This window comes from Pseudomonas sp. B1(2018) (assembly GCF_003097365.1).
Taxonomy (GTDB): Bacteria; Pseudomonadota; Gammaproteobacteria; order Pseudomonadales; family Pseudomonadaceae; genus Aquipseudomonas; species Aquipseudomonas laurylsulfatiphila.
The window spans coordinates 43,502-67,334 of record NZ_PYUK01000028.1; the positions used below are offsets into that span (position 1 = coordinate 43,502).

The 23,833-nt window shown below is 57.1% G+C and carries 24 protein-coding genes and 1 pseudogene; 13 read left to right on the plus strand and 12 right to left on the minus strand.

The genetic code is table 11. From position 1 onward, the window contains the following. Positions 1–173 precede the first annotated feature (173 nt). Both C9422_RS29770 and C9422_RS29775 read left to right on the plus strand, forming a co-directional pair. Positions 174–815 carry a response regulator transcription factor gene (locus C9422_RS29770; protein WP_007971220.1) on the plus strand — a complete coding sequence of 214 codons (642 nt, stop codon included), beginning with the start codon at positions 174–176 and terminating at the stop codon, positions 813–815. A gap of 242 nt (positions 816–1,057) precedes the next feature. After that, complete coding sequence (locus tag C9422_RS29775) at positions 1,058–1,357, plus strand: hypothetical protein (RefSeq protein WP_007971219.1); 300 nt, start codon at positions 1,058–1,060, stop codon at positions 1,355–1,357. 83 nt (positions 1,358–1,440) lie between these two features. Here the strand turns inward: C9422_RS29775 and C9422_RS29780 are convergent, their stop codons facing one another. Together C9422_RS29780 and C9422_RS29785 are read right to left on the minus strand one after the other, a co-directional pair. Continuing rightward, positions 1,441–2,094: a hypothetical protein gene (locus C9422_RS29780; protein ID WP_116583110.1), complete on the minus strand. Its 654-nt coding sequence runs from the start codon at positions 2,092–2,094 to the stop codon at positions 1,441–1,443. 273 nt (positions 2,095–2,367) lie between these two features. Continuing rightward, positions 2,368–2,649: a DUF2790 domain-containing protein gene (locus tag C9422_RS29785; RefSeq protein ID WP_007971216.1), complete on the minus strand. Its 282-nt coding sequence runs from the start codon at positions 2,647–2,649 to the stop codon at positions 2,368–2,370. Positions 2,650–3,462: 813 nt separating this feature from the next. Here C9422_RS29785 and C9422_RS29790 point away from each other — a divergent pair. From C9422_RS29790 to C9422_RS29800, 3 genes are read left to right on the plus strand one after another with little or no spacing between them, the layout of a single operon-like run. Next, positions 3,463–4,875 carry an NAD(P)/FAD-dependent oxidoreductase gene (locus C9422_RS29790; RefSeq protein WP_116583111.1) on the plus strand — a complete coding sequence of 471 codons (1,413 nt, stop codon included), beginning with the start codon at positions 3,463–3,465 and terminating at the stop codon, positions 4,873–4,875. A 16-nt stretch (positions 4,876–4,891) separates the two neighbouring features. Continuing rightward, the gene (locus tag C9422_RS29795; RefSeq protein ID WP_116583112.1) at positions 4,892–5,851 is read left to right on the plus strand and encodes an alpha/beta fold hydrolase; all 960 of its coding nucleotides are present in this window, start codon (positions 4,892–4,894) and stop codon (positions 5,849–5,851) included. Positions 5,852–5,874: 23 nt separating this feature from the next. After that, positions 5,875–7,302 carry a GGDEF domain-containing protein gene (locus tag C9422_RS29800; RefSeq protein WP_116583113.1) on the plus strand — a complete coding sequence of 476 codons (1,428 nt, stop codon included), beginning with the start codon at positions 5,875–5,877 and terminating at the stop codon, positions 7,300–7,302. Positions 7,303–7,339: 37 nt separating this feature from the next. On the opposite strand, the gene C9422_RS29805 is transcribed toward C9422_RS29800, so the two are convergent. Further along, entirely contained in the window at positions 7,340–8,290 is a 951-nt protein-coding gene (locus tag C9422_RS29805) for a DMT family transporter (protein WP_116583114.1), read from the minus strand. A gap of 90 nt (positions 8,291–8,380) precedes the next feature. Between C9422_RS29805 and C9422_RS29810 the strand changes: the two genes are divergently transcribed. Continuing rightward, the gene (locus tag C9422_RS29810; RefSeq protein ID WP_116583115.1) at positions 8,381–9,316 is read left to right on the plus strand and encodes a LysR substrate-binding domain-containing protein; all 936 of its coding nucleotides are present in this window, start codon (positions 8,381–8,383) and stop codon (positions 9,314–9,316) included. Between the two features lie 44 nt (positions 9,317–9,360). Here the strand turns inward: C9422_RS29810 and C9422_RS29815 are convergent, their stop codons facing one another. Continuing rightward, positions 9,361–10,062 carry an EthD domain-containing protein gene (locus C9422_RS29815; protein ID WP_116583116.1) on the minus strand — a complete coding sequence of 234 codons (702 nt, stop codon included), beginning with the start codon at positions 10,060–10,062 and terminating at the stop codon, positions 9,361–9,363. A gap of 271 nt (positions 10,063–10,333) precedes the next feature. Between C9422_RS29815 and C9422_RS29820 the strand changes: the two genes are divergently transcribed. After that, the gene (locus tag C9422_RS29820; RefSeq protein ID WP_256590045.1) at positions 10,334–10,657 is read left to right on the plus strand and encodes a hypothetical protein; all 324 of its coding nucleotides are present in this window, start codon (positions 10,334–10,336) and stop codon (positions 10,655–10,657) included. Between the two features lie 553 nt (positions 10,658–11,210). On the opposite strand, the gene C9422_RS29825 is transcribed toward C9422_RS29820, so the two are convergent. The 4 genes from C9422_RS29825 to C9422_RS29840 form a co-directional block, all read right to left on the minus strand. After that, on the minus strand, positions 11,211–12,014 hold the full coding sequence (locus C9422_RS29825; RefSeq protein ID WP_116583118.1) for a 2OG-Fe(II) oxygenase: 804 nt from the start codon (positions 12,012–12,014) through the stop codon (positions 11,211–11,213). A gap of 62 nt (positions 12,015–12,076) precedes the next feature. Further along, entirely contained in the window at positions 12,077–12,886 is an 810-nt protein-coding gene (locus C9422_RS29830; protein ID WP_116583119.1) for a glycosyltransferase family 2 protein, read from the minus strand. Between the two features lie 333 nt (positions 12,887–13,219). After that, on the minus strand, positions 13,220–13,798 hold the full coding sequence (gene gfa / locus C9422_RS29835; protein ID WP_116583120.1) for an S-(hydroxymethyl)glutathione synthase: 579 nt from the start codon (positions 13,796–13,798) through the stop codon (positions 13,220–13,222). A gap of 179 nt (positions 13,799–13,977) precedes the next feature. Then, positions 13,978–14,928 (minus strand): LysR substrate-binding domain-containing protein, encoded by a 951-nt coding sequence (locus C9422_RS29840; protein ID WP_007978198.1) that lies wholly within the window; start codon positions 14,926–14,928, stop codon positions 13,978–13,980. A gap of 129 nt (positions 14,929–15,057) precedes the next feature. Between C9422_RS29840 and C9422_RS29845 the strand changes: the two genes are divergently transcribed. The 5 genes from C9422_RS29845 (at position 15,058) to C9422_RS29865 (ending at position 19,348) form a co-directional block, all read left to right on the plus strand. Continuing rightward, entirely contained in the window at positions 15,058–16,227 is a 1,170-nt protein-coding gene (locus tag C9422_RS29845) for a M20 aminoacylase family protein (protein WP_116583121.1), read from the plus strand. A gap of 58 nt (positions 16,228–16,285) precedes the next feature. Next, positions 16,286–17,074: an ABC transporter substrate-binding protein gene (locus C9422_RS29850; protein WP_116583122.1), complete on the plus strand. Its 789-nt coding sequence runs from the start codon at positions 16,286–16,288 to the stop codon at positions 17,072–17,074. Between the two features lie 86 nt (positions 17,075–17,160). Continuing rightward, positions 17,161–17,850 carry an ABC transporter permease gene (locus C9422_RS29855; RefSeq protein ID WP_116583123.1) on the plus strand — a complete coding sequence of 230 codons (690 nt, stop codon included), beginning with the start codon at positions 17,161–17,163 and terminating at the stop codon, positions 17,848–17,850. Next, positions 17,847–18,560, plus strand: coding sequence for an ABC transporter permease (locus C9422_RS29860; RefSeq protein WP_116583124.1), 714 nt, complete (start codon positions 17,847–17,849; stop codon positions 18,558–18,560). The genes C9422_RS29855 and C9422_RS29860 overlap by 4 nt, the downstream gene beginning before the upstream one ends. A gap of 20 nt (positions 18,561–18,580) precedes the next feature. Then, the gene (locus C9422_RS29865; RefSeq protein WP_116583125.1) at positions 18,581–19,348 is read left to right on the plus strand and encodes an ABC transporter ATP-binding protein; all 768 of its coding nucleotides are present in this window, start codon (positions 18,581–18,583) and stop codon (positions 19,346–19,348) included. Between the two features lie 568 nt (positions 19,349–19,916). On the opposite strand, the gene C9422_RS29875 is transcribed toward C9422_RS29865, so the two are convergent. The 3 genes from C9422_RS29875 to C9422_RS29885 are packed head-to-tail and all read right to left on the minus strand — an operon-like array spanning position 19,917 to position 22,462. Beyond that, positions 19,917–20,501 carry an isochorismatase family protein gene (locus C9422_RS29875; RefSeq protein ID WP_102701108.1) on the minus strand — a complete coding sequence of 195 codons (585 nt, stop codon included), beginning with the start codon at positions 20,499–20,501 and terminating at the stop codon, positions 19,917–19,919. Positions 20,502–20,549: 48 nt separating this feature from the next. Next, positions 20,550–21,386 carry a pirin family protein gene (locus C9422_RS29880; protein WP_116583126.1) on the minus strand — a complete coding sequence of 279 codons (837 nt, stop codon included), beginning with the start codon at positions 21,384–21,386 and terminating at the stop codon, positions 20,550–20,552. A gap of 11 nt (positions 21,387–21,397) precedes the next feature. Next, positions 21,398–22,462 carry an alkene reductase gene (locus tag C9422_RS29885; RefSeq protein ID WP_116583127.1) on the minus strand — a complete coding sequence of 355 codons (1,065 nt, stop codon included), beginning with the start codon at positions 22,460–22,462 and terminating at the stop codon, positions 21,398–21,400. A gap of 99 nt (positions 22,463–22,561) precedes the next feature. On the opposite strand from C9422_RS29885, the gene C9422_RS29890 reads away from it, so the two are divergent. Then, positions 22,562–23,443, plus strand: a complete 882-nt coding sequence (locus C9422_RS29890; RefSeq protein ID WP_095966929.1) for a LysR family transcriptional regulator — start codon at positions 22,562–22,564, stop codon at positions 23,441–23,443. Between the two features lie 112 nt (positions 23,444–23,555). On the opposite strand, the pseudogene C9422_RS29895 reads toward C9422_RS29890, so the two are convergent. Next, positions 23,556–23,833, minus strand: a pseudogene (locus C9422_RS29895) (patatin family protein); the annotation flags it as partial.

Sequence of the window (23,833 nt, forward strand, 5' to 3'; positions counted from 1 at the left end):
GCTAACGTAGAACCCGGCAGCAGATTCCCTGGCTTGCTGGCCACTGGCCGCAGGATGAGTGTGGAAAAGCATGAGCGCGCGCCTTTGTGTCGAAGGGGCCGGCGGGTTCGACATCATCTGTACATCGAGACACGATACGGCCGGGGCCTTGCGGGTGCGAATGGAAAAGACCGATGACTGACCACAAAATCAGAGTCTTGCTGGTGGATGATCACAGCATCGTGCGAAGCGGCGTGCGACGCATGCTGGAGACAGCCGGCGAGATCGACGTAACGGGGGAAGCCGAGACGGCACAAGACGCCATGCTCCTGGTCCGCGAGCAGGAGTTCGACGTGGCGCTGGTCGATATTCAGCTTCCCGACAAGAACGGCCTCGAACTTCTCAAACTCATGCGTGCGCACAAGCCCAAACTCGCCGTTCTGATGTTGAGCATGCATTCGGTCGAGGCCTATGCGTTGCGCGCAATCAAGCACGGCGCAGCGGGATACCTCACCAAGGATATTTCCGCCGCCACCCTGGTGGCGGCCGTTCGCAAGGTGGCCTCAGGCGGCAAGCACGTCAGCCCTGAGTTGGCAGAAAAACTGGTCAACGCTATCGGCAGAGGCGACGAGGCACCCCACGAAGCGCTATCCGACCGGGAGCTGGAAGTACTCAAGCTCCTCGCTGCAGGCGAAAGAATTGTGCGCATCGCCGAGATACTGCACTTGAGCCCGAGTACCGTCACGACGTACCGGGCACGCATCCTGGAAAAAACCGGGATGGACAGTAACGCGAAACTGGCCCGCTATGCACTTGAAAACGGCTTGTTAACCTAGGGTGACTGTTTGTAGTGGAATCACTACAAACTTTTGGTCGATATCTCCACAAGGAACTCCTGCTAACGTCGATAGCGGGGGCCGTCCCAATCAAGCATATTTACCCCTCGGAAAAATTTGATCCGCTCAATGACGTTGTCTTCGTCAACAAGTGGGAAAAGACTCCGCAATGGATATTCGCAAGTTGAGTACTGAGTGCACGCTGCAGTCATGTTGAATCAACGTTCAAACTGAAGGGCATCATGATGGTAGGTTATGGGTTATGCGCATTGCTGTGGGGTGTGGTGCTGCTGGAGGAAATCCAACTCATACCCCGTCAGGAATGGAAAGAAGAGGGTCTGAAAAAGGTTCTGCTGCTGCGCCGGACCAGAAACCGGACGGGCTACTTTATTGCATTGATCGCGGGCGCGATGTGCCTTTACAGCGAAATCCTGGTGGCGCCGGTTGAACAGAGTATTTTCAATCCGGAATTGATACTTGCCCTGGGTGGTGTTCTGTGGGGGGCTTATCTTTCCGTGGTCTGCATGAAGGGGAAGCGATAGAGGCGTTGGCAGCACCGTTTTCGAACGGCTGACTGACAGCAGGCTTTATTGGCTAAAGCTGAACGTCCTTGTTCAGCCTGGTTTTACCATCCAGCGAGGGCGGCGTTTCCTGGAGTCCTGAAGCCTTGCTCCATACGCGTTTCGGTGTCTCTGTCTTTTGCCCAGGCAGTGAGCAGGACCATCATCCCGAAACCGCCGACGATGAGAACCGGATAGGCTGCCAGCAACTCGACCAGCGAGTATTTCCAGGCCAGCGGACGACCGACACCGAGCATGGCGGCATAGAACCAGGACACGGCGGAGAGTGCGCCGGAGAACAGCGCCAGCATGCGCAGGCTGAAGGAGAGTTTGAGTAACGAACCGGCTTTTTTCAGCGCCGGCAATACAGCGCTATGCAGAAGGAAGCCGTTAAAGGTCAACAGCACTACGATGCCGATTTTGGCTTGCAGTTTTGGATTGAGGAAATACTCCATCCCCTTACCGGCATAATCGATCCCGACGATACCAATGCCCGTAATCCAAAGCGCCACAAGTGCAAGCGATACGGTTTTTTGAAGGCTTTCCATGTGCGCGTCATCGTGGTGACCCGACGCATCCCCCTTCAGGAGTTGCTTGACCATTGCAATGTCACTGGTCAAGACCAGCCCGATTGCCACGCAACAGGCGATGAGATGAAAATAGACAACGCCCAAACGCACATATTCCACGGTGGACGAAGAAAACATACTAAGTTCCATGGTGACCTCTTTTATTCAATAGTGAATCAACTTGGCTCTTGGCACGGCTTGATTACCGTTGCTGACTGCCATTCAGATCCAGCCATTGTTATCAATTAATCCTGGGGCAATACGCCGCCAAGATAATAGTGAGTTTCGCGAATGAACTTTCAGTCATTCGAATATGTCCATTTTCAGGTAACACAAAACCTCAATCGCACTGAGTGCACTGGAGGTTTAACTTCCGCTTCTTGTTGGGGGGCGGCTACGCCCGGAACCCGATCGACGCGTTGATCAGGCAATGCTGGCAGGCTCGGCGGCAGGGCTTCCACCCCATTCGAGGAAACGGATCTTGTGAATCTCGCCCTCGCTGTCTTCGTAGACCAGGGTCACCGGTACGACGCCGGTCTTGTCGGATGTATCGGTGCGCTGCAGCACCCGTTTCACATCGATGTCCATACCGTAGTGGTATTCGACGGCTGAGACATGTGCACCGGGGTCTTGCAGGTTGTTCTGGTCAAAGACACTGGGTGCGAGACTGGAAATCACGGCACTGACTATCGTGGCCATGCTCATAAGGCTGTACCTCCACTGAAGTTCACTTGACAAGGACTTAATGTGACACGTGATGAAAGTGAAGTTCACTTCACCACGACGAACGTGCCCGTCTGAAAAGCCTGTAGTGGCTGCAAACTCTCTGCAATTCCCCGCGCTTGACGCCTCTCGACCATTCGTCCTAAAACCCCTGAATTTGTTGGTTAAAGTCCGTTTTTGAAGGAGGTCATAACATGTCATGACGGATTTTTTTTGCTCTTTCTCTTCTGTAGGAGCAGCCGGTCGACGTTGGTAGAAGCGCCGATGGAGGTCGTCACAGGTTGACGGACAGGCTCAGGGCGTGAGGGGGCAAGAAGATCAAAAGATCGCAGCCTTCGGCAGCTCCTACATTGACCGGGTACACCGCGAATATCGTGGACGGACAAAAATCCCTGTAGGAGCTGCCGGAGGCTGCGATCTTTTGATCTTGATCTTCAGCAGTCTCCAGATCGCAAAAGCAAAATCAAAAGGTCGCAGCCTTCGGCAGCTCCTACAGATATTTCGTTATCCGTATTCCCCCCCGGGATTGCGTGATGAACCATTTTTTAAGCAGGGTGAATCAGTGCCTTCAAGTCAGTCGGCCGAGTCCTTCGTGACAGGCACAATCGGCTGTGGATTCAACCGGTGATCACCACCATAGAGCCCGGCAATTGGCGGGGCATCCGTCTGGCATGCGGGCTGCAGCCATTAATTCCATTGGTTATGGAGGTCAGAAGCATTCGTTCTATTGCCCGTGGCATGGGTGGCTAATCTACGGAGGTTGAAGGAGGGCAACCTTCAGGAAGGTGCAGCCGTATGGACGAAAATCCGATCGAAACCGATTACCTGGTCATCGGTGCTGGCGCGATGGCCATGGCCTTCGTCGATACGCTACTCAAGGAAACCAATGCACGCATCGTGATGGTGGATCGGCACGATCGAGCTGGCGGGCACTGGAATGATGCCTACCCGTTCGTACGGTTACACCAACCCTCGACCTGCTATGGCGTCAACTCACGGGAGCTGGGCAGTGGAACGAAGGACACGACGGCACTGAACGAGGGCTTGTATGAGCTGGCCTCCGGCGCCGAGGTGGTGAGCTACTTCGATCAGGTGATGAATCAGCAGTTTCTGCCCTCAGGGCGAGTCCGTTTTTTCCCCATGTGCAACTACACCGGCGACCGCCTTGACGATCACCGGTTTACCTCGCTCGTCAGCGGCGCAGACTATCAGGTGCGGGTGTGCAAAAAGGTGGTGGACGCCACCCATGTCCAGACCGCAGTGCCCTCGACCCACCCGCCCAGGTACAGGGTGGAACCCGGCGTGCAATGCGTGCCACTGAACGACTTGCCGAAAATCCGCCACCCATACGCCAGTTACGTCGTGGTAGGGGCGGGCAAGACCGGGATCGACGCTTGCCTGTGGTTGCTGCAAAACGGTGTTGCGCCCGCAACCATCTGCTGGATCATGCCGAACGATCCGTGGTTGATCGACCGGGCCAATGTGCAACCCGGCCTCGACAGCTTCGAACAAACCATCGGCGGCCTCAGGGCACAGTTCGAGGCCATCGCCGCCGCAGACTCGATCCCGGACCTGTTCTTAAGGCTTGAGGCGACGGGCCAGCTCTTGCGCCTGGACAAGTCCGTCGAACCCACTGCGTACCGCTGCGCCACCGTCACCCAAGCGGAATTATGCGAGCTTCGACGCATCGACAACGTCGTGCGCCTGGGAAGAGTGCGCGCTATCGAGCCAACGCGCATCGTGTTCGAACAGGGCAGCATCGCCACCAGCCCACATGCTCTGCACATTGATTGCAGCGCCAGTGCCATCCCGACACTGCCTGAAATGAAGGTGTTCGACGGCGGCAAGATCAACCTGTTGATGGTCAGCAGCTGCCAACCCGTGTTCAGCGCCGCCTTGATTGCCTATGTGGAAAGCCACCTGGTCGATCAAGCGCAAATGAACTTGCTGTGCAAGATGGTCCCTGCGCCTCACCTCCCCACGGACTGGATCAGAATCTGGGCGGTCCACCTGGGTAACCAGCTACGCTGGGGAGAGCATGAAGGCTTGTCCCGCTGGATCAAGCAGTCGCGTTTGTTCTTTATGACAGCGGTGGTCAGGGGTCTTAAGGAAACCGACACCGAGAAACTGGCACAGCTGCATCAGCTCTCCGTCAGCAGGCAGCAGGCGCTGGCGAACTTGCCACGGTTGCTGGAGGCCATCGCTTGAATCGCAGGAAGCGCACATGAACGAGCCACACTTCGAACTGCTCGACATCAATGGCATCCGCATGCGGATAGCCACGCAAGGTAGCGGCCCGCTGGTCTTGCTCTGCCATGGTTTTCCGGAGCTGTGGTACTCGTGGCGCAACCAGCTCGCTGCGCTGGCGGCCGCCGGCTACAGGGCGGTAGCGCCCGACATGCGCGGCTATGGCGGCACAGACGCGCCGGCCGAACCCGACGCCTACACCACGCTGCACCTGGTAGGCGACATGGTCGAGTTGGTCAACGCACTCGGCGAACGGCAAGCCGTGATTGTCGGTCATGATTGGGGAGCGCAGGTGGCCTGGAGCGCCGGCTTGCTGCGACCCGATCTGTTTCGCGCAGTGGTCGGCATGAGCGTTCCGTTCTCGCCGCCGGCGCGCGTGGAGCTCCTCAGTGCGCTGGTCTCGCGGGGGATCAGCGACTTCTACATCCAGTATTTCCAGGCGCCGGGTGTGGCCGAGGCCGAGCTGGAAAGGGACGTCGAGTCGTCGATCCGGCGCATCTACTTCAGCGGCTCGGGGGATGGCCCCGAGGGGCTGGTATTCGGCCGGCTGCAGCCGGGCCAGGGCTTCCTGGGCGCGATGATCGAGCCCGAAACCCTGCCAGGCTGGCTAAGCCTGGAGGATATTGCCTACTACACCCGCGAATTCACCCGCAGCGGATTTCGCGGCGGGTTGAACTGGTACCGCAACATGACACGCTCATGGGCACTGCTGGCACCCTGGCGCGGTTGCATTATCCGTCAGCCGTCGATGTTCATTGCCGGCAGCCGCGACGCCGTGCTGAAGTTTCCCAGTTCCCCGCGGCAGATCGAAGCCTTCGCGCAGACACTGCCGGAACTGCGCGGGTGTCATATCCTCGAAGGTGCCGGCCACTGGATACAGCAAGAGCGCGCGACAGAGGTCAATGAGCTGCTACTGGGCTTCCTGAAAAAACTATGAATGGATCGAAACCGGAGGGACCCATGAGCAATCTCATCGCCACCGACGAGCCACCTGAAGCCGTTCGCCTGATGGTCAAGGTTTACGCCTGCTTGCTGCTCGCAGGGTTTGCGCTGGTTCCGGCCTATCTGATCGGCTACTTGTACTTTTTTCAGGACCCCACGCTTTTATTCGAGAATCACCTGTTCCATATCTTTGCGATCACGGCAGCCACCCTGGCAGGCCTGTTTGTTACTTACGTCACGTGGCGCTGTTATCAGTCATCCGGAGAGCCGCTGCTGCGATGGATGACGCTTGGATTTCTCGGCTTTGTCGTGATCTACGCGTTGCATGGTGCGTTCACCGGGCTTGCACACCACAATATCTGGCTCTTCCTGCTTTATGGACCGGCCTCTCGCCTGGTCATGTCGATCTTGCTGTTGATCGGAATGCTGTCGTACCACCGCCCACCGGATGCCGCGGACCAGCGAATGAAGGCCCGCCCGTGGTTGACCTGGATAGGACTGTTCCTGCTGGTTGACGTAGCAGTGGCGTACGTCGCCAATTCGCCGATCGCCGGCAATCTCGCGGTGCGCCTGTCGATGGAGGGGGGAGCCCTCGTTCTTTCCACGTTGACCGTGACCATACTTCTGCTGCGCCGTATCCGTTCGCCGCTGATGAGCATTTTCATCATCTCGGTCACCGCGTTCGCGCTGTCCTCCCTTGCCTTCATCCTTGCACGTCCGTGGAACCATATGTGGTGGCTCGCGCACGCGATCTTCGCCGGTGGGTTCTTCATGTTGAGCTATGGAGTCGTGCAAGCGTTCCTCACCACGCGGTCGTTTTCCAGGATCTACAGCCAGGAGGAGTTGATGGTGCGTCTTGCCGAAGCGATGGCGTATGCCGAGAACGCCTTGCAGGAACTCCAGCGCACCAATCAGGAACTGGGGCACCTTGCGGCGACCGATCCACTGACAGGCGCTGATAATCGGCGTCGGTTCATGGAGCGGGTCGAAGGCGAAATTGGCCGGACCAAACGCGGCGATGCGCCGTTCTCCGTGTTGGCACTGGACCTGGATAATTTCAAGTCCATCAACGATCGCTTCGGGCATCAGGTGGGCGATGACATCCTGAAGAGTTTCGTGGAGAAATGCCTCGATTCGATCCGGCCGTATGACGGCGTAGCCCGAGTGGGCGGAGAAGAATTCATGATACTGCTGCCTCAGACTTCACTTGAAGGCGCGCACGAAATCGCCGAGCGTCTGCGAAGCACCGTGGCCAATAGTTCTTTTCATGGCCTGCAGCGGCCAACCGTGGTCACAGTGAGCATCGGCGTTTCGCAATCCGGCCGCGATGGCGACACCATCGAGGCGATTCTGCGTACCGCCGATCAACGCCTGTATCACGCGAAACACCAAGGCCGTAACCGTGTGGTCACGGCCTTCAAGACCAGCCTGCAACCTCTGCCTTGACCGTCGTCTCGAAGTCGTTGCGCCACGGTATGGGGTGTCACTCGCAGGGTTCAGCCTGTTTCACCGGCATTATCCGATGACGTTTCGCCGCCCATACGACTCCGCCCACCAGCAACACGATCGAGACCACTTCCATCAAGCCGGGCATTCGCTGACTGAACAGAAAGCCGTAAACGCAGGCAAACAGCGTTTCGAACACGATCATCTGGCCACTCAACGACGCGGGCATGCGACGCGAGCAAGCATTCCAGAGCCCATTGGCCAGCCATGAACCACAGAGTGCCAGGAACAGGCAAACCCACAGGAAAGTCGTCCAGCGGCTGCTTTCAACTTCAGCGGGCACCAGGTTCGGGAACAGCATCAAGGCCGCGATACCGAACACGATCGCCACGATGCCCGTCACGATGCCGGTCAGCGTCGACCATTCGCTGCTGTTGAAATGGCTTTGCTTGAGATAACGGGCGTTGTGGGTGGCGTACCACGACCAGCAGGCCACGGCACTGAACCCGCAGGCCAGGCCCAGCAACCGGGAAGACAGCGAGGTGCTCGCCACCTGCACGCCGGTATGTTCCAGACTGACCGATACGATGCCCAGGAATACCAGCAGCAGGGGAAGCTTGAGCCTGGTCAGGGGCAGGGACCCTGCATCGCTACGCCCCAGAAAAGTGATGGCAACCGGCATGATGCCGTTGATAAGGGCGGCCGCGGTCACCCCGCTCAGTTGTACGGAAGCGCCCAGGAGCGCGTAGTTCAGGACATTGCCGGTCAGTGACAGACGCAGCAGCATCCAGGCATCGCCGCGGGTCAAACGCGACAGCAGGCGGGACGCGAAGGGCAAGGCCACGAGGAGCGAGATCATCCCGTACAGGGCAAACCGTACACTGCTGATCAGCACGGCATTGAATTCCGGCAGCAACGAAGGGCCGATAATCACGCCACCCCAGATGGCGCCCGCCAGTATCGCAAATACAACTCCACTGTTCATCATCTCGGCTCTGGCAGGCTGTTTAGCCGCATTCTAGCCATGGCAGACAAGCGCCACCTGCGATATAAAGTTGGTCACCCATTCCGCAGGGGAATGTCTTGCGGCAATCGCCAGTCCCGGAGAACCGTCATCAACCGTTATCTGCGTACCTTGCCCCCATTGGAGACCCTGATCACGTTCGAGGCCGTGGGACGACACGCCAGCTTCACGGGCGCCGCCGGCGAACTGTTTCTGACCCAGAGCGCCGTGAGCAAACAGATGCGCCAGCTTGAGGACTGCATGGGCGTCCCGCTCTTCGAGCGCAAACCACGAGGGGTCAAGTTGACCAGCGCAGGGGATGAACTGCTGATGACGGTCAACGTGCTCCTCACCACGATGTACCAAAGCGTCACGCGAATTCGCAACGTTCATCAGTCCAACGCCGTCTCGGTGCTGGCGACCCATGCCCTGGCCCAATTCTGGCTGTTCCCGAAACTGATCGAATTCAACAAGGCGTACCCCGACATCGCCGTGCACGTTCACGCGATGAATGAGTTCGATGAGGCCAGCCTCAATGATTTCGACGTGGGCGTACTCTATGGTTCCGGCCAATGGCCCTCGCTGGACAGCGATTTCCTGCTGCCGGAAATCGTCTACGCCGTGGCTCATCCTTCACTGGATGTCTCGGGGGTCGAGACACTGGAACAATTGGCGCAAGCCAACCTGGTGCAGATCGACACCTGCGCCTGGCAGTGTCTGGACTGGCATCAATGGTTCGGCCACTTTGGTATCGACTTCGTCGCACGGGACAAAGCCCCGGTCTTCAACCAGCTGACGTTGGCGTATCGGGCCGTTCAACAAGGCATGGGCATCGGCCTGGCCTGGACGTTCATGGCGGATGAGGCGCTGGCCAAGGGGGAATTGCAGCGAGTGACGCCTTTCGAATGCGTGACAGGCAATGGCGAATTCCTGGTGTCGCTCAAGCATCGCAAGCGTTCTGCCTCCGCCGAGATATTTCGCCAGTGGCTACTGGGGTCGATGGGTGACTGATGGCCAAGGGCAGATCAGCCCTTCGCCCTAAGTCGGCGTCGGGCCTACAGACAGTACTGGCTGGTAGGCAGCACGTCGATCTTGTCGAAATCGAGGAATCGGCTGCAGCTGTCCATCATCGTCGCCAGGTTACGCTGGAATTTCGCTTCGTCGCCCACTGCATCGAAAAAGGCCCGGGGATCGGTCATGGCAGCGGGTGGGAAACATTCTTCGACTATGGCATCGATCCTTGGCGCACCGTGCGACAGCGCCAGCACCACCAGGTTTTGCACGTATTGGAAGTTGTCCTGGGTGTCTACGGCCACCTCAGTGTGATGGTTGCGCCAGATGTCCAGCCAGGCTTCGTGCGTCAGACGCGGAGGTCGGGTCAGCAGGGCCAACTGGGCGAACCCGTGAGTACGTTCACCGGGCGTTGAAGGGAAGCGAGTATTGGCGATGGCTACCGACTCGCATACCAGGTAGGCAGCCATGCGTGCCGTTGCGGCCGTGATGACGCTGTCGAAAGGACGACGAGCGGGCCCGTTGGCACTGTCCAGCCAAAGCGACAGGCTGGCATCGGGCAGTGGTCGGTTGTTTTCCTGGCGCAGTCCGGCTGCGGGCTGCACATCGACATCGGACAGGTTCAGTTGCACGCTACTGGCACCGAGTGCCAGCAATTGCCCGGCGACTTCACTGCGCAGGCGATGGTTGAAGGTATCAGGACTGACTTGAGCATCACGCCACAGCAGATAGATGACTTTTTCCATAGCGATCAAGCGCCTCGTTGTGATTGTTGGATGAAGCAACCGTGCAGACACGTGGGGGAAATACTGGCGTCATGGTTGATCAAACTCAGCCCTCGGTAATACCTCAAACAGACTATTCAACAAAAAAATCAGGTGGGGAGATGCCGGCGCTTTGGGTGAGCAGCAACGCTGTCTCTCGCCCCCGAACCCAATGTTAGAATCTCGTTTTGAAAAAGGAGTTTCATCTGTGGAGGCTGGAAAAAAGAGTTGCCCCTATTGCGCGGAAGTCATCATGGCTGAAGCCATTTTATGTAAACACTGCCAATCCGACCTCAGGCAAAAAATACGAATCTCGCCCGGATGGCCAATACCGTCAGAAAAGAAAATTGGTCGGGTCGGCAAGATCGTCGTCGGAATCACTGTCGCAATCACCTTGTACCTGGCAGTCGGCTTTTATGTCAGCAACACATCGCAAGACAGGGAAAGCATGCAGGCCCGTGATGCCGTCGAACAATGCCGCGAGGAAATAGAGAGCTACTCCGGCCCGGCAGTCGGAAAAAGCATCATCGCAGAGGTTTGTCGAAAGCTGGAGGACGATTTGCGCAAGGGTTTGTAACGGCATCCCGGGGGAAAACAGATAATGTAGGAGCTGCCGAAGGCTGCGATCTTTTGATTTTGCTTTTGCGATCTGGAGATTGCTGAAGATCAAGATCAAAAGATCGCAGCCTTCGGCAGCTCCTACAGGGGAACGTATGCGCCACCAAACAACGAGGCCCCCTCGAGACATCAGGGGTGAGAGCCCTTGGTTACTTGGGGCTGTTCCAGATAGCCCGCCATTGAGCGGGCTTTTTTGCCCTTGGCATCTGACAGTGTGAATCAGACCATGCCGACAAACGACAGGATAAACAGGACGATCACGACGGCGCCAACGAGGTAGATGATATTGTTCATGACTTCACCGCTTCATTTGGGTTGAGGGACGAAACAGGGGTGTCTAAACAGCTGACACCCTCGTTCACGTTTCCGTTCCGTTACCCTTGCAGCAGGAGCGATCCAGAGGCTTTCGGCTTGCTGGCGTGCACCGAGTGCGGGTGCCCGACGGAGCTGATCGCGACCGGGCATCGGGCTAAAGCCTGAAAAGCACGAACTCAATCGTCTGGCGGTATGGCTCAGTTTTTCTTCTTGATTAACTTGTTCATGTAGTACTTGAGGCTGAAACGATCTTTGGGCCTTGGTTTGTAGTGGGTTTTGTTTCTTTGCGCGGGATCGATCGCCAAGGTGCCGGCGGTATAGTAATAAAGCGCTATAGACCTGCGAGTGATGTGCTCTGGGGTCTTCAAAGGCTCCGGGTGCCCATGATTGCTGTCTTTGTCTGTGTTGAAAATGACGCAGCGATTGTAAATGGGCAAAACCTTTTTAAGACAGGTTTTCATGTTGACATCCCAAAGTTCCAGGTTGCCTCCATACTCGTCTTTCCAGTCTTCGTTCAGATAAATAATGATATTCAGTCTGCGCTCGACGTTAAGCTTCTTGTTGAGCCTGAAGTCCGAGTGCACCCCCAGGAAGCCACCGCTTTTCGTTTCATGCAAGCCACCACCGGTAAAGTAGGGGTCAGGTATCAAGCCTTCGATGCCGGTTAACTTCTCAAGAAACTGCAACATGGGTGCCGAGTTGAATGCATTGAAAACAGTCTTTAAAAACGGAGAGCATTCGTTGGGGCTGATTTGACGCTTTCGTTGCCCTTTATAGCCGCGCTCGTAGAGCATTTCGTTGTTGGTTGGCTCGACCGGGAAATTCGAGCAAATGCTTGCAATCAGGTCTTCGTGCAGGAAGTTGTCGATGACGATGTGCGGAAATGGCGTGGCCTGTACATATTGGCCAGTCAATGACTCACCAAAGGCGCTGGCGTCGTTCTGGTCGAAATCAAGCTCCGGTGAGAGGGTGATGGGTAGTGCCTGAGTGATGACTGCCATTATTGCTCCGATAACTTGATATAACGACCTGCGGGTGACTGGCTTATACGTGTCGGCGTAGCTTAGGCCTTGCCGTCACCCTTGTTCAGGCGCTTAAGTATATTATTGTACATTTTGGTTCGTCTATGAGTCTTTCCATAGCCGCCAGCCGCTGCAACAGTCCCCGCCTGGATATGATCGAGATAGCTGAAGATTTTACGTGGCGATAAAGTTTCAACGACATAACCAAGTTGGGTCATTCGGTCTTGAAGGGTATATCCAGGAACACGATCATCCATCGAGAAGTGCATGCCGTGCTGTTTGACGAGTTTGCAGTTCCACAATGTGAAGAAACTCTTCAAATAGACCTCCCTGTAGGGTTTTGGTTCTCTGGAACGTAATCCCATGGAGGTTTTAATGCGTCTGTAGTGGTGTTTGAATAGTCGCGAACTAAAGCGCCAAAGCGTTCTCGCGGTGCCACGATTTAATTGCTCTACACACCCGACGGCTGCGACTTTTTTATTATTGATGCACTTGTTCAGTATCATCGGAAAGACATTTTTATCGAAAACGAACGTGTCGGTATGCATCAGGATCAAGTAATCGGTGTCGACTCGCTCCAGCACCATGTCGAGTGCCTTGCCGTGCGCGATATGGCCTGCTTCCGGTTCGGAAACGGATCGCTCGATCAAGTTGATCCAGTCCAGTGTTCGCAAGTATTCAGTGCTTTCATCGGCCGAGTAGTTGTCAACCACCCAGACTGGGACGTTGTGGCCACCCACGTGCTGGTGCAATAACTCTAAGCATATCTTGGTGATTTCCGGTGTCTTGTAATTCACGATGACGATGCTGAAATTATTGGGGAATTCAGTCGGGGGGCTAGTGCTGTTCATTGTTCGGGTGCTCAATGATATTGTATTTATAGGTGGGGGCGATTGAGTCCGTATCCGGTTTCGCGTATTTGCCCGCGCAATGTTTTTCGTCTGTAAAGCTCAATTTTCAAGTCGCTTTGTCATGCACTAAATTTAGATGGCTTACTCGCGCCTGAGGGAGAGCAGTGGATGCGGGCCTCATCGTATAAGGATCCTCTCTATAGGTAAATATCCACGAAATAGTTCGTTACATCGGTGGGGGCATATGAGTCCCTCCGGGGGCGGGGGTACTGGATTCAATCTCAAGGTGAATCGGCGCCGCAGTCCGGAAAAGAAACCGCGGCGACCGATCGATCAGGCGGCGGGCAGCAGGCCTCTCTGTTTGGCGACATGGGTCGCCAGTGCGTCCATCAGGTCCGGGGACAGGCAGTCATAGGGTTCCAGGCCGATCGAGCGCAAGCGCTCGCGGATAGCCTTCATTTGCGCTGGCGGTGTGCCGGTTTCGATGATGGAGGACACGAACGCCGCGAATCCCGGCGCCGCCCATCCACTCTGTGGCGAAAGCTCGGTGTGGACGAAGTCCAGGCCATAAAACGCATGGTCCTTGTTCTCGATGCGCCCGAAGAGATGGGCGTGACACTGCTTGCAGGCGTGGCGCTGGATGGTGGCGGCTGCGTCGACAATCTCCAGTTTTTCGCCGTGGGCAATGACGCTGACCTTATCTCGAGGCACCACGGCGATGACGGCGAATACCGCGTTTTGTGGTTTCCAGCATTTGCTGCAGCCGCACGCGTGGTTATGCAGGGTTTGTGCGTCGATCCTGACTTCGACCTTGTCGGTCGCACACAGGCATTGCAGGGTGCCACCGGTGAAATTCGCGGCGGCGGGTTGGATGCCATTGTCCAGTGCGGGGTGAAGTTGCAAGGTGCTCATGCTGGCGTCTCCGTTTCAGGGGGCAGACAAAGGTGCCTGGGGCCGTGCCCCAGACCGTTGGATCAGCGGATTTTGAAAAGGACACAGTGCATCAACGAGAGACCTCCTTCGGTGCGACCGGTGGGTTACCCAGATCAAGAATAGTCTGCGATGACGCCTTGAGCGCGGCCAGGCTCACCTCACCGCAGCCGCAAGGTTTCAAACAACGCGCGGTCTTCTTTTTTGGCCGAACGCGCATGGCGCCGAATGACCTGCAACAGGCACTCGGTGAAGCAGACTGCCGGATTGCTCAGAGCGCCATCGCGGCGCGTCACGATGCTCAGCTGCCGGGGCTCGAACTGCTCGGCCAACCCCAGGGATACCACGCGCCCCAGGAATGGCGGGGCTGTGCTCACGATGGAAGGCCCCCAGGTGCACATGTCGGCCCGCTCGACCATCATCTGCAAAATGGCCAGTGAATGAGCACGTACGATTCGATTTTCGTCAATCTGCGCGCCGTGTTTCCAGAACAGTTCCTGCATCAGCCCATCGTGCCCGTCCGGCGCGTAGTTCAGGGTCCAGTTTTCTTCCAGCAGCTCGTGGATCGATCGCGCATGCTGTCGGGCGTGCCCCTCGCGGACCAGCACCGAGGTCTGGTAATCGAGCAAGGTTTCGCTGGCGAATTCCTGGGTCGATTGGGTGGGATGGAGTTGGCCAATCGCGAAGTCCATGCTGCCGTCGCGCAACAGCGGTTGGGCAACGGCCATCAGGCTTTCGTACAGCTCCAGCCTGATTTGTGGCATACGCTCGCGAAATACCGACACGACTTCGGGCAGGAAGGTCAGGGCAACCCATGGGGTGATCCCGACACAGAGCCGGCCCTGGGCCTTCCCGCGCATGTGATCGAGCTCGGTCTGTGCGTGCTCCAGTTGCTTGATCACCAGCCGGGCATGAGTCAGCAGCACTTTGCCGTATTCGGTGAAGTTCAGACCGCTGGAGGTTCGGGTAAACAGCGGTAGCTGCTGGCTGGTTTCCAGTTCGCGCAACGCTTTGGTCACCGCCGCCTGGGAAATCTCCAGCGAACGAGCGGCCGCGCGGATGCTGCCGGTTTCGGCGCTGGCAATCAGCGCCTGTAATTGATGCAGTTTCATCTGCTCACCCTGGTGACAACTCATGGTTGTCATCATAACCAAACTGCGCCTCCCCAGCCCAGCGCCAGTTCCCTAAGATCGAGCCCAACAGCGCTTTCGCTGCTGCACAGCCCTCGAAGGAGAACATTCATGAATGCCGGTTTGGTCCTGCCTGGTATTGCCGCGATGCAAGATGAAATGATCGCGATACGTCACAGCATTCACGCGCACCCTGAGCTGGGTTTTGAAGAGTTCGCCACCAGTGAGCGGGTTGCAGCGTGTCTGACTCAGTGGGGCTTTGAGGTCAGCACCGGGGTGGGCAAGACCGGGGTCGTTGCCACCCTGAAAAATGGCGAGGGTCGGTCCATTGGCTTGCGCGCCGACATGGATGCATTGCCGATCCAGGAAACCTCCGGTTTGCCTTATGCCAGCCGGATAGACGGTGTCATGCATGCCTGCGGTCACGACGGTCATACCGCCATCCTGCTGGCGGCGGGTCAGTATCTGGCCCGGACACGGGCATTCAACGGCACCGTGCACCTGATTTTCCAGCCGGCGGAAGAGGGGCTGGGCGGTGCCAGGAAAATGCTGGAGGACGGACTGCTCGAACGCTTTCCGTGTGACGCGATCTTCGCCATGCATAACGTGCCGGGTTATCCCGTCGGGCATTTGGGTTTTTACAGTGGACCGTTCATGGCGTCTGCCGACACGGTGAACATCAAGATCATCGGCAACGGCGGCCATGGCGCGGTGCCGCACAAAGCCGTCGACCCGGTGGTGGTTGGCGCCTCGATCGTGATGGCCCTGCAAAGCATCGTCTCGCGCAACGTCAACCCGCAGGAGATGGCGATCATCACCGTGGGCTCCCTGCAGGCCGGGAGCGTCTCGAACGTCATCCCGTCCAGTGCCAACTTGAGCCTCAGCGTGCGCGCCCTGACCCCCGAGGTTCGGCGGTTGCTGGAGGTCAGGATCACCGAATTGGTCAAGGGCCAGGCCGAGAGTTTCGGCGCCCGGGTCCACATCGATTACCAGCACTGCCATCCGGTGTTGATCAACGATCCCGAACAGACGGCATTTGCCCATGAGGTCGCCCGCGAGTGGCTGGGAGATGAACACCTGATCGATGACTTGCGGCCATTCACGGCCAGCGAGGACTTTGCCTTTGTCCTGGAAAAGTGCCCCGGCAGCTATCTGGTGATCGGCAACGGCGAGGGCGAAGGCGGTTGCCTGCTGCACAACCCCGGCTACGACTTCAATGACGGCTGCCTGCCGGTAGGCGCGAGCTATTGGGTCAAGTTGGTCGAACGTTTTCTGAGTTGAGACGGCGCATGTTCACCCGTTGTGCCGGTAAAAAACCTACGGTCTGAGAGGAATAAAAATGAACAAGATGATTGCAGCCGTTTCCCTGGTGTTCCTGACGGCCTCGAGCCTGGCGGGGGCGGCCGACTGGTCCGGCAAGGTGTTGAAGCTGGGAGTCGACCCGACGTATCCACCGCTGGAGTACAAGAACCAGGATGGCACGCTGACCGGCTTCGGGGTCGACATCGCCGAAGCGTTGTGCGCCGAACTGAAAGCCCGCTGCGTCTGGGTGGAAAGCAGTTGGGACGGGATGATCCCGGCACTGCTGGCGCGCAAGTTCGATGCGGTGGCGTCTTCGATGACCATCACCCCCAAACGCCTTGAGCAGATTGCGTTTACCGACAAGGTGTCCAATGCACCGGCACGCCTGGTGGCCAAACGTGGATCGGGATTTCAGCCGACCCTCGAGTCGCTCAAGGGCAAGCGCATTGGTGTGGAGCAGGGCTCGACCCAGGAGTCCTATGCCAAAGCGGTTTGGGGTTCCAAGGGCGTGGACGTTCTTTCCTATCAGAATCAGGACCAGGTGTACGCCGACCTGGTAGTGGGGCGGCTTGATGCCTCGTTGCAGGGTGCCATTCAAGCCAGCTACGGCTTCCTGAAAACAGCGGCGGGCCAGGACTATGAATTTGCCGGTGCCACTCTGGAGGACCCGGGCTTCTTCGGCGTCGGCGATGGCCTTGGTTTGCGCAAGGGCGATGTCGCCTTGCGCGAAGACTTGAACAAGGCCCTGGCGACCATTCTCGCCAACGGTACTTACGCGCGGATCAACGACAAGTACTTCGACTTCGATGTCTACGGCGCCAGGTAAGGCGTCGTCGTGATCTTGAACAGGGCGCTCGTTCGAGCGCTCTATTGCCCCCTTCACCTCACCCTAACAAGAACAAGGAGAGTGAGATGCTTCTGGAAGGTTTTGGCCCGCAGATCCTGCTGGGCACCCTGGCTACCGTCAAACTGGCGCTTTGTTCATTGCTGATCGCCGTCCTGGCCGGGCTGATTGGCGCCAGTTCCAAGTTGTCGTCCAATCGATTGTTGCGCGCACTGGCTGCGGGGTATACGACCGTGATCCGCAGCATGCCGGACCTGGTGATCATGTTACTGCTGTTCTTCAGTCTGCAGATGTTGCTCAACCGAATGACCGACTGGCTGGGCATCACTCAGATTGACATCGACCCGTTTCTGGCCGGTGTCGTGACGCTGGCGTTCATTTACGGGGCCTACTTTACCGAGACGTTTCGCGGCGCCTTCCAGGCCGTCCCGGCGGGGCAGATCGAGGTGGCGAGGGCTTACGGCATGACCCGTGGGCAAACCTTTCGCAAGGTCCTCTTTCCACAAATGCTGCGTCACGCCTTGCCGGGCATCGGCAACAACTGGCAGGTGCTGATCAAGTCGACGGCCCTGGTGTCGATCATCGGCCTGACCGACGTGGTCAAGGCCACGCAGGATGCGGGCAAGGGCTCGATGCAGTTCTTTTACTTCACCCTGGTCGGTGGCCTGATTTACCTCGCCATTACCACGGTCTCCAATGGCGTGTTGCTGTGGCTTGAGCGCCGCTACTCGGTCGGCGTCAGGAAGGCTGCGCTATGACCGGCATTCTCGAAAACTACTGGCAGGCTTACCTGTGGAGTGACGGGCCGCACTTTTCCGGGCTGGTGGTGACCTTGTGGCTGCTGATTCTGGCGGTGGCGATGGGCTTTTTGCTGGCGGTACCGTTGTCGATCGCCCGCGTCAGCCGCAACCCGCTGCTGCGCCTGCCGGTCTGGTGCTACACCTACGTGTTTCGTGGCACCCCGTTGTACATCCAGCTGCTGTTCTTCTACACCGGGGTGTACAGCTTGCATGTGGTGCGGTCCCAGGACTTTCTCAACGCGTTTTTTCGTGACGGCTTCAACTGCACGGTGCTCGCGTTCGGGCTCAATACCTGCGCCTACATGACCGAGATTTTTGCCGGCGCTATCAGGGCGACCGCCCACGGTGAAGTCGAGGCCGCCAGTGCCTACGGAATGAACCGGTTCACGCTTTATCGGCGGATTATCCTGCCGTCGGCGTTGCGCCGTGCGCTGCCGTTTTTCAGCAATGAAGTGATCCTGATGCTGCATTCCACTTCGGTGGCCTTTACCGCCACCGTGCCCGATTTGCTGAAGATCGCCCGGGATGTCAACTCGGCGACCTATGCATCCTTCACGGCCTTTGGCATTGCCGGGGTGTTGTACGCCGCCTGTGCTTTTTTCCTGATCTGGCTGTTTCGACGCGGCGAACTGCATTGGCTGGCCTACCTCAAACCGCGCACGCACTGACCCCTATCGGACTTGCTCGAATGTATAAATTGATCGTTGAAGATATCCATAAAAACTACGGCAACCATGAAGTGCTGAAAGGGGTTTCGCTCAAGGCCAGGGCGGGTGATGTGATCAGCATCATCGGCTCCTCCGGGTCCGGGAAAAGTACCTTCCTGCGTTGTATCAACCATCTTGAACAACCGTCGGCCGGGCGCATTGTCGTCAACGACGAAGAGTTGCTCACCCGCAGAAACTCGAGGGGCGAGCTGTGTGTGGTTGACCCCGGGCAGCTGCGGAGCCTGCGCAGCCGGTTGTCGATGGTGTTCCAGCACTTCAATTTGTGGAGCCACATGACCGTGCTGGAAAACATCATCGAGTGCCCGATGAGCGTGCTCGGTATCAGCAGGGCGCAGGCACTGGAGCGGGCGCGTCACTACCTTGCCAAGGTGGGGCTGCCACAAAAAGTCGAGCTCCAGTACCCGGTGCATTTATCCGGCGGCCAGCAACAACGGGTGGCCATTGCCCGTGCGCTGGCGATGGAACCCGAGGTGATGCTGTTCGACGAACCGACCTCGGCCCTTGACCCTGAACTGGTGGGTGAGGTGCTCAAGGTCATGCAGCAACTGGCCGAAGAGGGCAGGACGATGGTGGTCGTCACCCACGAAATGGCGTTTGCCCGGCAGGTGTCGAACCACGTCATGTTTCTGCATCAGGGGCGGGTGGAGGAGTCGGGAGCGCCAGGCACGCTGCTGGAACAACCGCAAAGCGAGCGGTTGCAGCAGTTCCTCGCCGGGAGTCTCAAATAGCTGCCCGTTAATCTGCGAAAGAAAGGCACCGGCGTTCAATTGCTGGTGTCCTGGGGAGACAGACTTCACAAGGGGGATTTCTGACAGCAGCTCCGAGAGAATATTTCGACTTTCCAGGCGTGAAGGATAATTTCGAGTACTAACGCCAGCACAGCAACCGACTGGCTGCTTTTGGCCGGTAGCTGCTTTTGGTGACCGGCTGAAAACGGCCAGAAGCGGACGTTCTTCACTTCCCGCTTTTGCCCCAAACTGACATCAGCGGCCAGTTCCGTCTAAGCTTTTCTTGATCGCTTGCGAGAGCGAGCTTGCCGCTCCTCGTGCTTACGAAACTGGTGTGATGCTTCGAATCACTCGGCAATGGATAGCGTTCGGATTAAGTGATAACGCCACGGCTTTAATTGCCTTTTGAAGGTGTTCAGTTTCAGGATCGTGCGTGAAACCCTATGTGGATGAGCGCCATGATTGACCTTCCTTTTGTTGGCTTCTTCTGATGACACCGGCCATGCAAATGCGTGCATTTAAAATGCATGGGCCGGTGCCTGTTGAGGAGTTTCAGGCAGTAGACTTTTTATTCGCCGAAGGCCTCCATGAGTACTTGAACCAACTCGCCTCCTTCTGGTGTGGCCCAACTGCCTGCCAGTTCGGCGATCAGTTGGTTGGTGGTGGTCAGCGTCACACCGGCTTTGTCCATTCGGCGTAAGGCAATGTCATCCGCCATGGCTGTCGGTGATGCGCCGCCATCAGCAACGACCTGCACTTCGAAGCCTTCACGCACCAGCGAGAGTGCTGGATAAACGGTGCACACATCGTTGGTTACGCCAGCAATGATCAGTTTCTTGCGACCGGTTGCCTTCACGGCTGCTGCGAAGTTCTCATCGTCCATTGCGTTGACGATGCCCATGCGCTTGATACGACCAGCAAATTCGGTTGGAAGAATCTGTTCCAGTTCGCTCAGCAGCGGGCCTTGGGCATATTCTTCCATACTGGACGTCAGTACTACGGGAAGCTTGAGGATGCGAGCGGCTTTGGCCAGCATCAGGGCATTGCGCTTCAATTCTTCAAAAGGCATGGATTTAGCCCAGCCCATGGTCCCGACCTGATGGTCGATCAGCAGCAAGGCGGCATTATCAGCATTGAAGTTTTCGAATGACATGGGGATTCTCCTGGCGACTGCGATGGGGGCTTTCCCCCTGTTTCTGGATTAAAGAGTTGGCAGTGTTCCGAACTCACCGCGCCGGTAGCCATCGACTGCTGCGGCCAGCGCGTCCATCGAAGCGAGGGCAATTGGCCCTTGCCAAAACACGGGTTGATTCAACGGAGTGCCGGAAAACAAGACTGCCTTGGCATTTCCGTTCTTTGCTTGCAGGGTGACAACCCGATTCGCGCGCTGAGGAAGATTGACCGGCGCCCTGGGATCATTCAGGTCGAAAGGCTGACCATCCACATACACCTCACCGTCGATTGGCATCACGAACGCCACGTGTCCTTCTGGAACTGGGATCTTCACTTCGCTTGAGGCTTCAAGAGTGATGTCCAGAAGCCTTACGTCCGTAGGCAGTAGTAGCGGAGAAGCCAGCCCTTCGAAGTTGCCCAATGGGACTCTGATTTTAGCTCCAGTCCGATAAATCGTAGGGACGTCCTGAGCTTCCACACTGAAGACAAAGGGTGCATCTGCCTGTTTGTCCTGTGGCAGGTTGATGAAGATTTGCAACATGTGAACGGTCTTGCCCGGCTGGGCTGGGACCTCTTCATGAACAATGCCTTCACCCGCCGCCGTCCAGTGCAAACCACCCGGTTGGATCAGGTTGCGGTTGCCTAGCGAGTCCCGGTTATCGATGCCTGTTTCCGAATCCAGAAACAGGTAGGAGACCGCAGAAAAGCCCGCATGCGGATGCGCTGGAAAGGTTGGTCCGCTAATCCATGCATGGTCTACGCCCAAGAACGGATCGATAGGTTTCGCGTACTGATCACCCCGCAGGGTGAACGCCCGGAACTGGCTGCCGTGGTTCATGCGCTGTAAACGTGCGATGGGTAGCATGGTTGCGGTCCTCAGGCCTCTTGAGACAGGGTTGGATAATCGATATAGCCTTCTGCGCCTGGGGCGTAAAAAGTGTCCTTGTCTGGCGCATTTAATTCAGCGCCTACCCGGAACCGTTCAGGCAGATCGGGGTTGGCCAGGAAGGTGCTGCCGAATACCGCGGCGTCTGCTTTACCCTCATAGATCAGCGACTCGGCGCTTTCTTTGGTCTGGCCGCTGCCGATCAGATAGCTGCCGTCGAACAGCGGGCGCAGCGCCTCGTGGTAGTCGAACTTGGCCCCGAACAGCGCTACATGCAGATAAGCAAGCTTCAGGTCACGAAGCTGGTTGACCAGATAGGTGTAGGTTTCCTGCGGATTGGCATCGACAATGTCGTTGAAGTTCATCTCTGGAGAAATCTTGATGCCGACACGGTCGCTGCCCACTTCACTCACCATGGCGGTGAGCACTTCCAGTACGAAGCGAATGCGGTTTTCAACCGAACCCCCGTACTGGTCGTCGCGTTGGTTGCTGCCGGTGGAGAGAAACTGCTCAGGCAGGTAACCCGAGGCTGCGTGCAATTCAACGCCGTCGAAACCCGCTTCAATCGCCCGGCGTGCTGACTGGCGGTAGCCTTCAACAACCTCGGCAATTTCAGCGATGGTCAAGGCGTGGGGTATTACGAAATCCTGCAATCCTGTAGCGGTGTAGGTCTGACCAGCCGCTTTGATCGCCGAGGGCGCCTGAGGTCGTGCGCCCTCAGGCAGCAACGATGGATGAGACACACGTCCGCAATGCATCAGTTGCATGAAGATGCGACCACCGCGAGCGTGAACAGCGTCGGTGACTTTTTTCCACGCCGCGACCTGCTGGGTGGTTTCGATACCTGGTGTGCGGACATAGCCTTTGCCTGGCGCAACCGGGAATACGCCTTCGCTGATGATCAACCCCGCAGAGGCGCGTTGTGCGTAGTAGCTTGCAACCAGTTCGCTGGGCACACCTGCATCATCTGAGCGCGAGCGGGTCATTGGTGCCATGACCATACGGTTGGACAGTGTGTAGCGGCCTACCTGGACTTCGGAAAAAAGAGATTTCATTTTGGTGCCCCTTTGAGTGATGGGCCTATGATTGATCAATCCTTATTCGGGATAAATGCCGTAAAATCGAAATAACTAATCCATAGGTGGGATAATTATTTGGACTTCCTTAACGACATGGCGTTGTTTGTCGAAGTGGTGAAGGCGCGCAGTTTCACGCGTGCGGCAGAAACGTTGGGGATACCGAACTCGACCTTGTCACGGCGTATCAGTGAGCTAGAGAAAGGAATTGGCTTGCGGTTGTTGCATCGAACGACGCGCAAGATCGAGCCGACCGAAGCGGGCCAGCTGTATTTTGAACGCTGTAAGCGGATAGTCGATGAAGCTCGTCTGGCGCACGAGCAGCTAGGCGAAATCTTGGCCCGTCCCAGCGGACTACTGCGTGCCTCTTTGCCCGTAGACTTCGCCACCGTCTACCTGGCCCCGTTGATTGCGGAGTTTTCGCAGATCTATCCCGGTATCAATTTCGAATTCGATCTGAGCCCACGCCAGGTCGATCTGATCACTGATCCTGTGGACGTTGTGATTCGGATGGGGGAGCCTGCAAACTCAAATCTGATTGCTCGCAAACTCGCGAGTTTGGGGCGCGGGCTGTATGCCTCTCCGCGATATCTGGAGATATCCGGTGAACCTGGACATCCATCGGAACTGGTTAATCATGAGTGCCTGCGCTTGCGTGGCCAGGGTGCTGGTCATTGGACACTGTCTTGCGCTTCTGAAAGGGTGGATGTCGATGTCGGAGGGCGATTCGAACTTAACAGCGTAGGCATGCTGAGGCGTCTGGCATCTTTGGATCTTGGCGTGGCGTTATTGCCTGAGGGGATCGCAGCGCAGGACGTTTCGGATGGGAAACTTCGCAAAGTACTACCGCAATGGCAAGCATTGCCAGTGTCGGTTTACGCGCTCACTGAAACCCGCTTGCTTCCAGCGAAAACGCAAAGGTTTATTGAGTTTCTGCGGGATAAGCTTGAGTGCGCATAGTGTCCAAAGCGCATGACTGCTTTTGGCCGATAGCTGCCCATCACGCAGATTGCAATCGACTGCAGGCTCAACTGATCGATGCGCCAGATTGCCTCAATCTTTTAGCGGGTCTTCATAGTTTAGCGTTTTCCAGGTACGGCAATTTATGCCACGGATAGCCCTTCGCGCTGAGTTGAAAGGCGTAATCGAACAAACGCTTCATGTACTCGCCATCGAATTTCCGATCGTGCGCAAAGTTAAAGTCGGAGCCAATGTACGCAAGGTTGAAATCCGCCCCATCCTGTTGCGCCATACGGTAGATACGCTCCAGGTCGCTGATCCCCTGGGTTTGAATCAAGGCGCTGATGGCCCGGCCGCCGATGCTCAATGTGCGGCGCTTGGTCCCGGACC

What these genes read in the sequence shown, in the direction of transcription:
- C9422_RS29790 (WP_116583111.1), top strand. Translation starts at nt 3,463, where the DNA reads ATGGACGAAAATCCGATCGAAACCGATTACCTGGTCATCGGTGCTGGC.
- C9422_RS29805 (WP_116583114.1), bottom strand. Translation starts at nt 8,290, where the DNA reads ATGATGAACAGTGGAGTTGTATTTGCGATACTGGCGGGCGCCATCTGG.
- C9422_RS29880 (WP_116583126.1), bottom strand. Translation starts at nt 21,386, where the DNA reads ATGCTACCCATCGCACGTTTACAGCGCATGAACCACGGCAGCCAGTTC.
- C9422_RS29875 (WP_102701108.1), bottom strand. Translation starts at nt 20,501, where the DNA reads ATGTCATTCGAAAACTTCAATGCTGATAATGCCGCCTTGCTGCTGATC.
- C9422_RS29770 (WP_007971220.1), top strand. Translation starts at nt 174, where the DNA reads ATGACTGACCACAAAATCAGAGTCTTGCTGGTGGATGATCACAGCATC.
- C9422_RS29820 (WP_256590045.1), top strand. Translation starts at nt 10,334, where the DNA reads ATGGCTGAAGCCATTTTATGTAAACACTGCCAATCCGACCTCAGGCAA.
- C9422_RS29815 (WP_116583116.1), bottom strand. Translation starts at nt 10,062, where the DNA reads ATGGAAAAAGTCATCTATCTGCTGTGGCGTGATGCTCAAGTCAGTCCT.
- C9422_RS29850 (WP_116583122.1), top strand. Translation starts at nt 16,286, where the DNA reads ATGAACAAGATGATTGCAGCCGTTTCCCTGGTGTTCCTGACGGCCTCG.
- C9422_RS29810 (WP_116583115.1), top strand. Translation starts at nt 8,381, where the DNA reads ATGTCTTGCGGCAATCGCCAGTCCCGGAGAACCGTCATCAACCGTTAT.
- C9422_RS29825 (WP_116583118.1), bottom strand. Translation starts at nt 12,014, where the DNA reads ATGGCAGTCATCACTCAGGCACTACCCATCACCCTCTCACCGGAGCTT.
- C9422_RS29840 (WP_007978198.1), bottom strand. Translation starts at nt 14,928, where the DNA reads ATGAAACTGCATCAATTACAGGCGCTGATTGCCAGCGCCGAAACCGGC.
- C9422_RS29795 (WP_116583112.1), top strand. Translation starts at nt 4,892, where the DNA reads ATGAACGAGCCACACTTCGAACTGCTCGACATCAATGGCATCCGCATG.
- C9422_RS29885 (WP_116583127.1), bottom strand. Translation starts at nt 22,462, where the DNA reads ATGAAATCTCTTTTTTCCGAAGTCCAGGTAGGCCGCTACACACTGTCC.
- C9422_RS29860 (WP_116583124.1), top strand. Translation starts at nt 17,847, where the DNA reads ATGACCGGCATTCTCGAAAACTACTGGCAGGCTTACCTGTGGAGTGAC.
- C9422_RS29865 (WP_116583125.1), top strand. Translation starts at nt 18,581, where the DNA reads ATGTATAAATTGATCGTTGAAGATATCCATAAAAACTACGGCAACCAT.
- C9422_RS29830 (WP_116583119.1), bottom strand. Translation starts at nt 12,886, where the DNA reads ATGAACAGCACTAGCCCCCCGACTGAATTCCCCAATAATTTCAGCATC.
- C9422_RS29855 (WP_116583123.1), top strand. Translation starts at nt 17,161, where the DNA reads ATGCTTCTGGAAGGTTTTGGCCCGCAGATCCTGCTGGGCACCCTGGCT.
- C9422_RS29780 (WP_116583110.1), bottom strand. Translation starts at nt 2,094, where the DNA reads ATGGAACTTAGTATGTTTTCTTCGTCCACCGTGGAATATGTGCGTTTG.
- C9422_RS29845 (WP_116583121.1), top strand. Translation starts at nt 15,058, where the DNA reads ATGAATGCCGGTTTGGTCCTGCCTGGTATTGCCGCGATGCAAGATGAA.
- C9422_RS29785 (WP_007971216.1), bottom strand. Translation starts at nt 2,649, where the DNA reads ATGAGCATGGCCACGATAGTCAGTGCCGTGATTTCCAGTCTCGCACCC.
- C9422_RS29775 (WP_007971219.1), top strand. Translation starts at nt 1,058, where the DNA reads ATGATGGTAGGTTATGGGTTATGCGCATTGCTGTGGGGTGTGGTGCTG.
- C9422_RS29800 (WP_116583113.1), top strand. Translation starts at nt 5,875, where the DNA reads ATGAGCAATCTCATCGCCACCGACGAGCCACCTGAAGCCGTTCGCCTG.
- gfa (WP_116583120.1), bottom strand. Translation starts at nt 13,798, where the DNA reads ATGAGCACCTTGCAACTTCACCCCGCACTGGACAATGGCATCCAACCC.